This is a genomic window from Dactylosporangium sp. NPDC048998 (genome assembly GCF_043197855.1).
GTDB lineage: Bacteria > Actinomycetota > Actinomycetes > Mycobacteriales > Micromonosporaceae > Dactylosporangium.
Map to the genome: position 1 here is coordinate 176,877 of NZ_JBICTV010000009.1, position 12,289 is coordinate 189,165.

A 12,289-nucleotide genomic window follows, 5' to 3' on the forward strand; every position below is an offset into this window, starting at 1 on the left:
GTGCACGAGCGTCCGACTCGGGAGTTGTCCACCGGACAATGTCCGAAAGTGCGACAACCCGCTGGTCGCGCGGAACGTCAGGGTCCTCAGTAGACCTCGGCGACGACCCGTTCGCCGGCCGGTCCGGCGTTGATGCCGCCACGCTCCGTCACGTGCGCCCACGCTCCGCTCGACGCCGTCCACTGCATGTCGGCGAAGACGACCCGCTTCACGCCGTGGTCCTGGGCGTGGGCGACCAGCCAGTGCGCGTATTGCCAGCCGGACTTCGGCTCGCGGACCTTCAGCGCCACCCCGACCAGGTCGGCCACGTCGGCGGTGCTGATGCTGCCCCAGTCGAGCTTCAGGCTCGCGCCCAGGGCGCGAGCCGCCTCCGGGCCGCGGCTGGCCGCCTCGCTGACGCTGCAGGCGACCGCGCCGGTCGCGTCGCCGCTGAGCGCGCGGACCATGATCTCGGACTCGTCGACCCACTTCTCGTAGGCCTCCGGGTGCGCGCTGCGCTGCACCGCTTGGGCGGCGTCGGTGACCCGCATGTTCTCCCAGCCCTTGACCTTGAGCAGGGAGGTGAAGAACGCGTTGGCCGCATAGCGCGGGTCGGCGATCTGCTCCGGCCGGCCCCAGCCCTGGCTCGGCCGCTGCTGGAACAGCCCGATCGAGTCGCGGTCGCCGCCGGCGAGGTTCTCCAGCTTCGACTCCTGCCACGCGGTGGCCAGCGCGACGACCAGCCCGCGGTGCGAGATTTTGCGGGTGAGCCCGACCGCGGTAATCGTCGCGGCGTTGGCCAGCTGCTCCGGGTCGAGCACGACCTCGCCGGAACCGTCTCCGGTGGCGTTGACCGAGGCGTTGCCGGCGTTGACCACGCACGCCTTGCCTAGGGTGGGGATGCGCAGCGGGATGTTGTCGCCCACCTGGTGGATCACGACGTAGGCGCACAGCGCGACGGCGACGCCGGCCAGGACCGCCACCGTCACCAGTCTTCGACCACGCATCGTCACCTCCGTCGCTCAGGTCGAACAGCGTACGTGTCCGGCGCCACCCGGCGGCGTCAGAAAACGCCGTCCGGGACCCAATTCGGATCCCGTTTCTCCCGGAACGCCATGATGCCCTCCATGCCCTCGGCGGATCCGAAGTATCCGACGGACAGCTCGGTCATGGCCGCGATCTCATCACGGAATGTGCCGGACTTGCGCCCTCGCAGCAGCTCCTTGGTGCCGGCCAGCGCGCCCGGCGCGCCGCGGACCAGGTCGCGCAGGTAGCCCTCGACCGCGGCGTCGAGCTCGGCCGGGTCCACCGCGGCGGTCACCAGCCCGACCCGCTCGGCCCGCGCCCCGTCGAACGTCGCCCCGGTCAGGTAGAGCTCGGCGGCGGCCCGCGGGGACAGCCGCGGCAGTACTGTGGCGGAGATCACCGCCGGGACAACCCCGATGCGCACCTCCGAGAACGCGAACGTCGCGGCGGTGCTGCACACGGCGATGTCGGCGGCCGCGATCAGCCCCAGCCCGCCCGCCCGGGCCGGCCCCGCCACCCGGGCGACGACCGGCTTGCGGCTCTCCCAGACTGCCGCGAGAACCTCGCCGAGCCGGCTCACCGGCGGCCGGCCCGAGCCGAACGCGGCCGCGGTCTCCTTGAGGTCGGCGCCGGAGCAGAAGACCGGGCCGGTGTGGGTGAGCACGACCGCGCGGACCGCGTCGTCGGTGTCGGCCGCCGCCAGCGCCGCCAGTAGCTCCTCGATCAGGGCCGTGGACAGCGCGTTACGGTTGGCCGGGCTGTCGAGGGTGAGCGTCGCCACGCCCCGCTCGGTTTGTGACCGCACGAGAGACATGCGGGCACATTAGTGCCCCTCGCCGGAAAATCGCAGCGGTTCGACCCGCGCGGTTCCCCCGCTTTGCCGCGAGCTCCCGGCTCGCGGACACTGGGGCAATGCCCGGAACACTGCCAGACGGCGAGCCGATGCCGCGCGACGGCGCGCTGCCCGACGGGATCGCCGACGGCGCCGGGCGGTCCGGCTTCGGCGTCTACGTGCACGTGCCCTTCTGCGCCAGCCGCTGCGGGTACTGCGACTTCAACACCTACACGGCGAGCGAGGGCGTGCTCAGCGCCGGCTACGCCGAGCAGGTGCTCGACGAGCTGGCCCTGGCCGCGAAGGTGGTCCGCCCGCCGCGCGTCGACACCGTGTTCTTCGGCGGGGGCACGCCGACCCTGCTGCCCCCGGCCGAGCTGGGGCGCATCCTGGAGGGCATCGACCGCACCTGGGGCATGGCCGCCGGCGCCGAGGTCACCACCGAGGCCAACCCCGAGTCCGTCGACCTCGCCGCGCTGCGCGAGCTGCGGGCCGCCGGCTTCAACCGCCTGTCGCTCGGCATGCAGTCGGCCGCGCCGCACGTGCTGGCCGTGCTGGACCGCCGGCACACCCCGGGACGCCCGCCGCGGGTCGCCGCCGAGGCCCGGACCGCCGGGTTCGACCGGGTCAACCTGGATCTGATTTACGGTACGCCGGGGGAGCGCCCGGAGGACTTCGCCGCCTCGCTGCGCACCGTGGTCGACGCCGGGGTCGACCACGTCAGCGCCTACGCGCTCATCGTGGAGGACGGCACCCGCATGGCCGCCCGGATGCGCCGGGGCGAGCTGCCCTTCCCCGACGACGACGTCGCCGCCGACCGGTACCTCGCCGCCGACGAGGCACTCGCCGCGGCCGGCTTCGCCTGGTACGAGGTCTCGAACTGGTCGAAGGACTCGCCGTGCCGGCACAACGAGCTCTACTGGCGGGGCGGCGACTGGTGGGGGCTCGGCCCGGGCGCGCACAGCCACGTCGGCGGCGTGCGCTGGTGGAACGTCAAGCACCCGCACGCGTACGCGGCGCGGCTGGCGGACTCCGCGTCGCCGGGGCAGGCCCGTGAGGTACTGACGCCGGATGAACGCCACATGGAGGACGTCCTGCTGCGCATCCGCCTCGCCGACGGCCTGCCGCTATCCGCGCTCGACGCGGCCGGGCTGTCCGGCGCCCGGGACTGCCTCGCCGACGGGCAGCTGGAGCCGGCCGCGTTCGACGCCGGCCGGGCGGTGCTCACCCTGCGCGGGCGGCTGCTCGCCGACGGCGTCGCCCGCGCCCTGACGTGATGAGGGCGGCTCCCCGTTGCGGGGGCCGCCCTCGATCGGACTGTGAGCCTTACTTGATGAAGCGGAAGGTCATCGGGTAGCGGTAGAGCTCGCCGTTGTTGGCCTTCATGCCGCCGAGGATCGCGAAGACGATGACCACGACCCACGGCGCGATCAGCGTGAGGCCGAACGTGCAGACCGAGAGGAGGGCACCCACGAACAGGATGATGCCCCACGTGATCTGGAAGTTCAGGGCCTCTGTCGCGTGCGCCTTGACCGTCGGCGACTCGTTGCCCTTGGCCAGCAGCGCCACGAGCGGCGCGATGAACCCGACCACGATCCCGCCGAAGTGGGCGATGAGCGCCCACGTCTTCTCGTCGCTGTTGGCGTAGCCGACCGGGGCGCCGCCGGGCGGGCCGTACGCGCCGGGCTGCTGATACCCCGGCTGCTGGTACCCGGGCTGCTGATATCCAGGCTGCTGATATCCGGGCTGCTGGTACCCGGGCTGCTGGTACCCCGGCTGCTGGTACCCGCCGCCGGACGTGGGCGGCGGGGCGTAGGCGCCGCCGCCGCTGGACGGGGGCGGAGCGTAACCGCCGCCCGACACGGGCGGCTGGGGCGGGTACCCGGCGTTGGGGTCCGACGGCGAGCCGTATTCCCCCGGGGGGCGAGGTGGTTCACTCATGTGGGCCACGGTAGGTGCATCGATCAAGTGGCGCCAGCGACACGACATGACTTCTTTTGGACAACTTTTGCCCAGTCCAGCGCCCGTGCCGTCTATCGTGCGCCAAACGATCATCGCGTGCCCCCGCGCGACTGACGTAGACTGGCACTCACTAGTTGGGAGTGCCAGTCCTTGAGGAGGTGCCATGGCCCTTGACGAGCGGAAGCTTGAAGTGCTGCGCGCCATCGTCGAGGACTACGTCGCCACTCAGGAACCGGTAGGCAGCAAGGCCCTCGTCGAGCGGCACAACCTGCGGGTCTCCCCGGCAACGGTCCGTAACGACATGGCGGTGCTGGAGGAGGAGGGGTATATCAGGCAGCCGCACACCAGTGCGGGCCGGGTGCCCACCGACGCCGGCTACCGGCTGTTCGTCGACAAGCTCTCCCGGGTCAAGCCGCTCAGCCAGGCCGAGCGCCGGGCGATCGAGCGGTTCCTCATCGGCGCGGTCGATCTCGATGACGTGGTCCATCGCACCGTCCGGCTGCTCGCCCAGCTCACCCGGCAGGTCGCCGTGGTGCAGTATCCGAGCCTGTCGCGCGCGAGCGTGCGACATTTCGAGCTGGTGCCGATCTCCACCACGCGGATCATGGTCGTGATGATCGCCGAGACCGGCCGGGTGGAACAGCGCCTGGTCGACCTGCCCGGCCCGATCCTCGCCGACGACGTGACCGAGCTGCGCCGGATGATCAACGAGAAGCTGGTCGGCCAGCGGCTGGCCGAGACCCCGCCGCTGGTGCAGGCGCTCGTCGAGGAGGCGGCGCCCGGCCTGCGGCCGCCCATGACGGTCCTGTCGGCGGTCCTGCTGGAGACGCTGGTCGAGCGGGCCGAGGAGCGCATCGCGCTCGCCGGCACCGCCAACCTGGCCCGCGGCGGCCTGCTGGACTTCCAGGGCTCGCTGCGGCCGATCCTCGAGGCGCTCGAGGAGGAGGTCATCCTGCTCAAGCTCTTCGGCGAGGTCGAGCCCAGCATCACGCGGGTGCGCATCGGCGACGAGAACGAGATCGAGGACCTGCGCACCGCATCCATCGTGGCCACCGGATACGGACCCGGCTCGATGGTGGTCGGCGGGATGGGCGTGCTCGGCCCGACCCGCATGGACTATCCCGCAAACATCGCGACCGTGCGCGCCGTGGCACGCTACGTCGGCGACCTGCTGGCACAGAGTTGACATCTATCTCAGGGGCATAGGACTCACGTGGCGAAGGACTATTACGGGATTCTCGGCGTCAAGCGGGACTCCACGGCCGATGAGATCAAGCGGGCCTACCGTCGGTTGGCCCGCGAATTTCACCCGGACGTCAATCCCGATCCGGCGGCGCAGGAGAAGTTCAAGGAGATCAACGCCGCGTACGAGGTCCTCTCCGACCCGCGCAAGCGTGAGATGGTCGACCTGGGCGGCGACCCGCTCGCCCCCAACGGCGGCGGCGCCGGCGGCCCGGCCGGCGGCGCGTTCGTGGGCTTCCAGGACATCATGGACGCCTTCTTCGGCACCCAGTCCGCCCGCGGGCCGCGCCCGCGCGTGCGGCCCGGCGCCGACGCGATCCTGCGCCTCGACCTCGACCTGCACGAGACCGCGTTCGGCGTCGAGGCGCCGATCCAGGTCGACACCGCCGTCGTCTGCACCACCTGCCAGGGCGCCGGCACCGCGCCCGGCACCCACCCGCAGACCTGTGAGATCTGCCAGGGCCGCGGCGAGGTCCAGTCGGTCCAGCGCACCTTCCTCGGCCAGGTCGTCTCGGCCCGCCCGTGCTCGGCGTGCCAGGGCTTCGGCACGATCATCCCGCACCCGTGCGCGACCTGCGGCGGCGACGGCCGGGTCCGCACCCGCCGCTCGCTGACCGTGAAGATCCCCTCCGGCGTCGAGGACGGCATGCGCATCCGCCTCGCCCAGCAGGGCGAGGTCGGCCCCGGCGGCGGCCCGCCTGGCGACCTCTACGTCGAGATCCACGAGCGCCCGCACGACGTGTACTCCCGCAAGGACGACGACCTGCACTGCCGCGTCACCGTCCCGATGACCGCCGCGGCCCTCGGCACGCGGCTGACCATCAAGACCCTCGACGGCGAGGAGACGGTCGACGTGAAGGCCGGCACCCAGCCGACCTCCACGCTGCGCATCCGCGGCAAGGGCGTGCCCCACCTGCGCGGCACCGGCCGCGGCGACCTCTACGTCCACCTCGACGTGCGCACCCCGACCCGGCTCGAGCCCGAGCAGGAGCGGCTGCTGCGCGAGTTTGCCCGCAGCCGCGGCGAGGAGGTCGCCGAGCTGTCGAAGCAGGGCGGCTTCTTCTCCCGGATGCGCGACGCCTTCAACGGCCACGCGTGATCGGGCCTGCCGCTCGCCGCGGCCGGGGCGTCGAGGGTCCCGCATGAGCGGTCCGGAGCGGAGCGGCGCCTGGTCTGGGTCGATCACCGGCCTCATCGAGCCAGACTGGGCGGAGGCGACGGCATGAGCCCGCCGCTCTTCCTCGTCGACGAGCTGCCCTCCGGTGACCGCTTCACGCTGGCCGGTGCCGAGGGCCATCACGCCGCCAACGTGCAGCGCATCACCGCCGGGGAGGCGCTGCTGCTCTGCGACGGCCGGGGCGGCCTGGCCCGCGGCGTCGTGCTCGCCGCGCACAAGGGCACCCTGGACCTCGCCCTCGACCCCGCCGAGCACGTGCCGCCCGCCGACCCGTCGATCACCGTCGTGCAGGGGATCGCGAAGGGGGAGCGGGGCGAACTGGCCGTACAACTGCTGACGGAGGTCGGCGCGGACCGGATCGTGCCCTGGCAGGCGGCCCGCAGCGTGGCCCGGTGGCGGGACGCGAAGCCGCTGGAGCGCTGGTGTTCGACCGCACGCGAGGCGACCAAGCAGTCGCGCCGCCCCTGGCTGCCGGAGGTGACCGAGGCCCGCTCGACGCGGCAGCTCGCCCTGACCGGCACGGTGCTCGTCCTGCACGAGGAGGCGAGCGAGCCGCTGTCCGCCGTGGCGCTGCCCGCCACCGGGGAGATCACCCTGGTCGTCGGCCCGGAGGGCGGCGTGGCCCCGGAGGAGCTGGCGTCGATCGGCGGCACCCCGGTGCGCCTCGGCCGCGAGGTACTCCGCACGTCGACGGCCGGCGCCGCCGCGGTCTCGGCCCTGTCGGTGCGCCTCGGCCGCTGGTGACCCGGCACCGCCGAGCCACCGCCCACGGGCGCTGTTGACGGCTCGTCAGCGGAAGTAGCTCGCCCCGTTCAGATCCAGCACGGCGCCCGAGGACCACTCCGCCTCCGGGGAGGCCAGGAACAGCACCGCCGCGGCGACCTCCTCCGGCTGCGCCACTCGGTCGAAGGGGCTCTGCGCCCGGATCGCCGCGCCCTCCTGCGACGCCAGCAGCGAGTCCACCAGGTCCGTGGCCACGAAGCCCGGGGCGACCGCCGTCACCGCGATCCCCCGCGGCGCCAGCGCCTTCGCCAGGCTCTGGGTGAGGGAGTTGAGGCCGGCCTTCGCCGCGCCGTACGCCGGATGGTCCGGCTCGCCGCGGTAGGCGCCGCGCGAGCTCACGTTGACGATCCGGCCGCCCGGGCCCAGGTAGCGGGCCGCGCACCAGCACACGTTGGCCGGGGCGAGCAGGTCGACCGCTAGGGTGTCGCGCCAGGCGGCCTGCCAGCGGTCGTACCCGGTGTCGAGGATCTTGTGCTCGACGTACACGGCCGCGTTGTTGACGACCACGTCGAGGCCGCCCAGGGCCTCGGCGGCGGCGTCGACCATCGCGCGGGTCGCCTCCGGGTCGGCCAGGTCGCCGCCGACGACCGCGTGGCCGTCGCCCGGCAGGTCGGGCTCGCCCGGTGTGCGGCGGTGGACCGCCACCCGGTCGCCGCGCTCGGCGAACGCCCGAGCGATCGCCGCGCCGATCCCGCGCGAGGCGCCGGTGACCAAGACCCTTCGTGCAGCCATGCGGGTACCCTAACCGTCAAGATCGACCCGCTGCGACCCCCTAAGATGCGTTTCGTGACGAGTGACTGCCTGTTCTGCCGCATCGTCGCCGGCGAGATCCCGGCGACCGTCGTGCACGAGACCGACACGACGCTGGCGTTCCGCGACATCGCACCCAAGGCGCCGGTCCACGTGCTGGTGATCCCCAAGGCGCACCACACCGACGTCGTCGAGATCGCCAAGGCCGACCCCGCGCTGGCCGGTCAGGTGCTCGCCGCCTGCGCCGCCGTGGCCGAGGCCGAGGGGCTGCCCGAGGGCGGGTTCCGCGTCATCTTCAACGTCGGCCGCAACGCCGGCCAGGAGGTCTTCCACGTGCACGCGCACGTGCTCGGCGGCGGGCCGCTCGGGCCCATGGTCGCGGCATGAAGCCGGCTCAGCGGTACGAAAGGATGGCCCGAAGGGTCCAGGCGGAGGCCCGGGTCCCGGCGCTCAGCGTGGCCGTCCACCGGGCCGACCGTCCACTGTGGACCTTCCAGGTGGGCGAGGGGGTCGACGCCTCCAGCCAGCTGCGGATGGGGTCGATCACCAAGACGTTCACCGCCGTGCTCGTCATGCAGTGCCGCGACGACGGACTGCTCGACCTCGACGACCAGATCGCCCGGCACCTGCCCGTCAAGGCCCACGGCGAGCTGACCATCGGCCGCATGCTCTCGCACCTGTCCGGCCTGCAGCGCGAGCCGTTCGGCGACGTGTGGGACACCATGCAGGCGCCCGACGTCGAGGGCCTGCTCGGCCAGCTCGACCGCGCCGAGCAGGTGCTGCGCCCCGGCCAGCGCTTCCACTACTCCAACCTGGCGATCGCCCTGCTCGGCCACCTCGTCGGCCGGCTGCGCGGCGGCACCTGGGAGGAGGCCCTGCGGGAGCGCATCCTCGAGCCGCTCGGCCTGCACGACGTCGCGGTCACGCCGCAGCGACCCGTCGTCGGGTACCAGGTCGACGCCTGGTCCGACTACGCCCACCCCGAGCCGCCCGACGACTTCGGCGCCGTCGGCCCCGCCGCCCAGCTCTGGAGCACCGCCGCCGACCTGGCCCGCTGGGCCGCGTTCCTGGCCGACCCGCGCGGGATGGACCCCAACGGCACCGTGCTGGCCGCCGCAACCGTCGAGGAGATGCGGGTACCGCAGGCCATCACCGAGGACGTCCTCTGGGCGCGCGCCTTCGGCCTCGGCCTCATCCTGCACCCGCAGCCCGGCGGCGAGCGGGTCGTGCACGTCGGCCACGACGGCGCGATGCCCGGGTTCCTCGCCGCCGCGTACGGCCGGATCGGCGGCTCCGGCACGCCCAAGGCCCTCGGCGTGGCATCTCTCGGTTCATCCGGTACGGCGGGAGAGATCCTCGAGCTGCCGCACGAGCTGCTCGCCGCCGTGGCGGAGCACGACCCGGCCGACATCGCGCCGTGGGTGCCCGGCCCGCAGGCCCCGGCGCAGTACCGCTCCGTGCTGGGCCGGTGGTGGGGCGAGGGCTTCGAATACGCGTTCAGCTGGCGCGACGGCACCCTGTACGCCCGCGCCGTCGACGCGCCCGCCAAGCGCCCGCCGGCCGTGTTCGCCCCGGTCGACGGCCAGCCCGACCTGTTCCGCACGGTCTCCGGCCGCGAGACCGGCGAACTGCTCCGCCTGACCCGCGACGAGCACGGCACGGTCGTGCGAATGCACTGGGCAACGTACCGCTTCACCCGAGGCCAGGAGGCCTTCGACGGCCACCGCTTCTGACCCGCGGAGCGCCCGCAGGAAACCGCAACGGCGACGCAGGGGCGCGCAGCGCCGGCAGGAGGTGCCCGCGGAGCGGGCATGGGGGGTGTGGGGTGGGAACCCCCCACGCGCGCCCGCGCCGGAGGCGCGCGCCAGGCTAGGTTTCGGACGTGGCGTGCCCCGCGCCGAAGGCGCCCACAGGAAGCGGCGAGTGCCGCGCGAAGCGCCCGCAGGAGGCCGCAACGGCGACGCAGGGGCGCGCAGCGCCGGCAGGAGGTGCCCGCGGAGCGGGCGTGGGGGGTGTGGGGTGGGAACCCCCCACGCGCGCCCGCGCCGGAGGCGCGCGCCAGGCTAGGTTTCGGACGTGGCGTGCCCCGCGCCGCAGGCGCCTACAGGAAGCGGCGAGTGCCGCGCGAAGCGCCCGCAGGAAGCCGCAACGGCGACGCAGGGGCGCGCAGCGCCCGCAGGAGGTGCCCGCGGAGCGGGCATGGGGGGTGTGGGGTGGGAACCCCCCACGCGCGCCCGCGCCGGAGGCGCGCGCCAGGCTAGGTTTCGGACCTGGCGTGCCCCGCGCCGAAGGCGCCCACAGGAAGCGGCGAGTGCCGCGCGAAGCGCCCGCAGGAGGCCGCAACGGCGACGCAGGGGCGCGCAGCGCCGGCAGGAGGTGCCCGCGGAGCGGGCATGGGGGGTGTGGGGTGGGAACCCCCCCACCGATGCTCGAGCGAAGCGAGAGCCAGGCTAGTAACAGCGAGAAATGATCGTGAAAACCGCGCCGTTCGGGTCCTCGATCACGGCCAGGCGGCCGTGCGGGGAGTCGAACGGGCCGTGCTGCACCCGGCCGCCCGCGGCCAGCACCCGCTCCGCGGCGGCGTCCGTGTCGTCGGTGGCGAAGTAGACCGTCCAGTGGGCCGGCACGCCGTCCCACTCCGCGGTCATCGTCAGGCGGCCCGCGACCGGGTCGGCGTCACCGAGGCTCCACGCTGAGTAGTCGAAGGGTTCGTCCCCGGAGCCGGCAACGGTGGGGATCCTGGTTTGGCGGTAACCGAAGACGCCGCGGTAGAAGAAGTCGATCACGGTCGGTTCTCGCGTTGTCACCTCGGCCCAGCATAGGGCGCCGTTCTCGTCGAACAGTTGCGAGCCGGTGTGCCGGCCCGGCTCCCAGGCGCCGAACGCCGCGCCCGACGGGTCCGTGGCGAACAGCATGCGGCCGTTGTCGGTGATCTCCATCGGCGGCACGAGCAGCTTGCCGCCGTGCTCCTCGATGCGGTGCGCGGTGCCCGCCAGGTCGTGCGACATGAGGTACAGGCTCCAGGCTGCCGGAAGCTGCTCGGACCCGGGCATCGGCGGGCTCATCCCGGCGACGACCCGGTCATTCTTCATGCACATCACATAATGGCCGAAATCGGCCCCGGTGTCCGCGTACGTCCAGCCGAACACGGCCTCGTAGAAGTGCTGCGCGGCCGGTACGTCGGCCGCCACGACGTCCGCCCAGCAGGGCTCGCCGTCGATGTATCCGGTGCGCTCGGCCATGGCTGGGGGCCTCCAATTGAATCGGTCATCTGCCTCCCTACCAGGACAGGACCGCCCCCGCGGGCGAATGGCGGCAGACGGCATGATCGGCCGAACCGGTTCGTGGCGAAAATGGGAACGGTCGCGCGGGCGGTCAGCCGATACCATGAAGAGCCTGGACATGAGCCCAGGCTGGAGCGAGCCCGGAAGCAGGTGCTTGAGGCCCAACGCGGCCAAGGTATGACCGAGACCCCAAACCCCGTGCCGGCAGCATCGTCGGAACAGCCCGTGCGGGCCATCAGCAAGATCACTGTTCCCGACCCGCACGTTATGGTCAGGCTGCTCGGGGCCGGCGACGAGATCCTCAAGCTCGTCGAGCGGTCGGTGCAGAGCGATGTGCACGTGCGGGGCAACGAGATCACCATCACCGGCGCGGCCGCCGACAACGCGATGGCCGAGCGAATCTTCAGCGAGCTGATCGAGCTGGTGCGCAAGGGTGAGATCCTGACCCCGGACAACGTCCGGCGCACGGTCGGCATGCTGCAGCAGAACACCGCCGAGCGCCCGGCCGAGGTGCTGACGCTCAACATCCTGTCGCGGCGGGGCCGCACCATCCGGCCCAAGACCCTGGGCCAGAAGCGCTACGTCGACTCGATCGATCAGCACACCATCGTGTTCGGCATCGGGCCGGCGGGCACCGGCAAGACCTACCTCGCCATGGCCAAGGCCGTCCAGACGCTGCAGGCCAAGCAGGTCAACCGGATCATCCTGACCCGCCCCGCGGTCGAGGCCGGCGAGCGACTGGGCTTTCTGCCCGGCACGCTGTATGACAAGATCGATCCGTACCTGCGCCCGCTGTACGACGCGCTGCACGACATGATCGACCCCGAGTCCATCCCCAAGCTGATGGCCGCCGGGACGATCGAGGTCGCGCCGCTGGCCTACATGCGCGGCCGCACCCTCAACGACGCCTTCATCATCCTGGACGAGGCCCAGAACACCACGCCCGAGCAGATGAAGATGTTCCTGACGCGGCTGGGCTTCGGTTCGAAGATCGTCGTCACCGGCGACGTCACGCAGGTCGACCTCCCTGGGGGGACCCGCAGCGGCCTCAGAGTCGTCCGTGAGATCCTCGACGGCGTCGAGGACGTTCACTTCGCCCTGCTCGGCAGCGCCGATGTCGTGCGCCACCGGCTGGTCAGCGACATCGTCGACGCCTACGCCCGCTGGGACGAAGCGCAGGAGGCTCAGCAGCCGGTGCGCGCCGTCCCGGACCGCGCCGCACAGGGTGGCCGGCCCGGGCGACGCAGATAAGTC

General features: G+C 72.7%; 12 protein-coding genes. 7 read left to right on the forward strand and 5 right to left on the reverse strand.

Going from position 1 to position 12,289, the window contains the following annotated elements:
• Positions 1–86: 86 nt before the first annotated feature.
• Together ACGFI8_RS22565 and ACGFI8_RS22570 are read right to left on the reverse strand one after the other, a co-directional pair.
• Entirely contained in the window at positions 87–992 is a 906-nt protein-coding gene (locus ACGFI8_RS22565) for a hypothetical protein (protein ID WP_392807601.1), read from the reverse strand.
• A 50-nt stretch (positions 993–1,042) separates the two neighbouring features.
• A complete protein-coding gene (locus tag ACGFI8_RS22570) occupies positions 1,043–1,819 on the reverse strand; it encodes an enoyl-CoA hydratase-related protein (protein ID WP_392807603.1) in 777 nt (258 codons plus the stop codon).
• A 98-nt stretch (positions 1,820–1,917) separates the two neighbouring features.
• On the opposite strand from ACGFI8_RS22570, the gene hemW reads away from it, so the two are divergent.
• A complete protein-coding gene (gene hemW, locus ACGFI8_RS22575) occupies positions 1,918–3,114 on the forward strand; it encodes a radical SAM family heme chaperone HemW (protein WP_392807604.1) in 1,197 nt (398 codons plus the stop codon).
• 49 nt (positions 3,115–3,163) lie between these two features.
• Here hemW and ACGFI8_RS22580 read toward each other — a convergent pair whose 3' ends face one another.
• On the reverse strand, positions 3,164–3,778 hold the full coding sequence (locus ACGFI8_RS22580; RefSeq protein ID WP_392807605.1) for a DUF4870 domain-containing protein: 615 nt from the start codon (positions 3,776–3,778) through the stop codon (positions 3,164–3,166).
• Positions 3,779–3,962: 184 nt separating this feature from the next.
• Between ACGFI8_RS22580 and hrcA the strand changes: the two genes are divergently transcribed.
• The 3 genes from hrcA (at position 3,963) to ACGFI8_RS22595 (ending at position 6,962) form a co-directional block, all read left to right on the forward strand.
• On the forward strand, positions 3,963–4,985 hold the full coding sequence (gene hrcA, locus ACGFI8_RS22585; protein ID WP_392807606.1) for a heat-inducible transcriptional repressor HrcA: 1,023 nt from the start codon (positions 3,963–3,965) through the stop codon (positions 4,983–4,985).
• Positions 4,986–5,012: 27 nt separating this feature from the next.
• Positions 5,013–6,140, forward strand: a complete 1,128-nt coding sequence (dnaJ, locus tag ACGFI8_RS22590; RefSeq protein WP_392807607.1) for a molecular chaperone DnaJ — start codon at positions 5,013–5,015, stop codon at positions 6,138–6,140.
• A gap of 123 nt (positions 6,141–6,263) precedes the next feature.
• Positions 6,264–6,962, forward strand: coding sequence for a 16S rRNA (uracil(1498)-N(3))-methyltransferase (locus ACGFI8_RS22595; RefSeq protein WP_392807609.1), 699 nt, complete (start codon positions 6,264–6,266; stop codon positions 6,960–6,962).
• A 45-nt stretch (positions 6,963–7,007) separates the two neighbouring features.
• On the opposite strand, the gene ACGFI8_RS22600 is transcribed toward ACGFI8_RS22595, so the two are convergent.
• A complete protein-coding gene (locus ACGFI8_RS22600; RefSeq protein WP_392807611.1) occupies positions 7,008–7,733 on the reverse strand; it encodes an SDR family NAD(P)-dependent oxidoreductase in 726 nt (241 codons plus the stop codon).
• Between the two features lie 54 nt (positions 7,734–7,787).
• On the opposite strand from ACGFI8_RS22600, the gene ACGFI8_RS22605 reads away from it, so the two are divergent.
• A complete protein-coding gene (locus ACGFI8_RS22605) occupies positions 7,788–8,138 on the forward strand; it encodes a histidine triad nucleotide-binding protein (RefSeq protein WP_392807613.1) in 351 nt (116 codons plus the stop codon).
• Positions 8,139–8,161: 23 nt separating this feature from the next.
• Positions 8,162–9,484 (forward strand): serine hydrolase domain-containing protein, encoded by a 1,323-nt coding sequence (locus tag ACGFI8_RS22610; RefSeq protein ID WP_392807614.1) that lies wholly within the window; start codon positions 8,162–8,164, stop codon positions 9,482–9,484.
• Positions 9,485–10,201: 717 nt separating this feature from the next.
• On the opposite strand, the gene ACGFI8_RS22615 is transcribed toward ACGFI8_RS22610, so the two are convergent.
• A complete protein-coding gene (locus tag ACGFI8_RS22615) occupies positions 10,202–10,993 on the reverse strand; it encodes a VOC family protein (protein WP_392807615.1) in 792 nt (263 codons plus the stop codon).
• A gap of 219 nt (positions 10,994–11,212) precedes the next feature.
• Between ACGFI8_RS22615 and ACGFI8_RS22620 the strand changes: the two genes are divergently transcribed.
• Positions 11,213–12,286, forward strand: a complete 1,074-nt coding sequence (locus ACGFI8_RS22620; RefSeq protein ID WP_392807616.1) for a PhoH family protein — start codon at positions 11,213–11,215, stop codon at positions 12,284–12,286.
• The last annotated feature ends 3 nt before the right edge of the window (positions 12,287–12,289 follow it).

Excerpts from the sequence above, each read along its gene's own strand:
- ACGFI8_RS22620 (WP_392807616.1), top strand. The coding sequence starts at position 11,213 with ATGACCGAGACCCCAAACCCCGTGCCGGCAGCATCGTCGGAACAGCCC.
- ACGFI8_RS22610 (WP_392807614.1), top strand. The coding sequence starts at position 8,162 with ATGGCCCGAAGGGTCCAGGCGGAGGCCCGGGTCCCGGCGCTCAGCGTG.
- hemW (WP_392807604.1), top strand. The coding sequence starts at position 1,918 with ATGCCCGGAACACTGCCAGACGGCGAGCCGATGCCGCGCGACGGCGCG.
- hrcA (WP_392807606.1), top strand. The coding sequence starts at position 3,963 with ATGGCCCTTGACGAGCGGAAGCTTGAAGTGCTGCGCGCCATCGTCGAG.
- ACGFI8_RS22595 (WP_392807609.1), top strand. The coding sequence starts at position 6,264 with ATGAGCCCGCCGCTCTTCCTCGTCGACGAGCTGCCCTCCGGTGACCGC.
- ACGFI8_RS22580 (WP_392807605.1), bottom strand. The coding sequence starts at position 3,778 with ATGAGTGAACCACCTCGCCCCCCGGGGGAATACGGCTCGCCGTCGGAC.
- ACGFI8_RS22615 (WP_392807615.1), bottom strand. The coding sequence starts at position 10,993 with ATGGCCGAGCGCACCGGATACATCGACGGCGAGCCCTGCTGGGCGGAC.
- ACGFI8_RS22600 (WP_392807611.1), bottom strand. The coding sequence starts at position 7,733 with ATGGCTGCACGAAGGGTCTTGGTCACCGGCGCCTCGCGCGGGATCGGC.
- ACGFI8_RS22570 (WP_392807603.1), bottom strand. The coding sequence starts at position 1,819 with ATGTCTCTCGTGCGGTCACAAACCGAGCGGGGCGTGGCGACGCTCACC.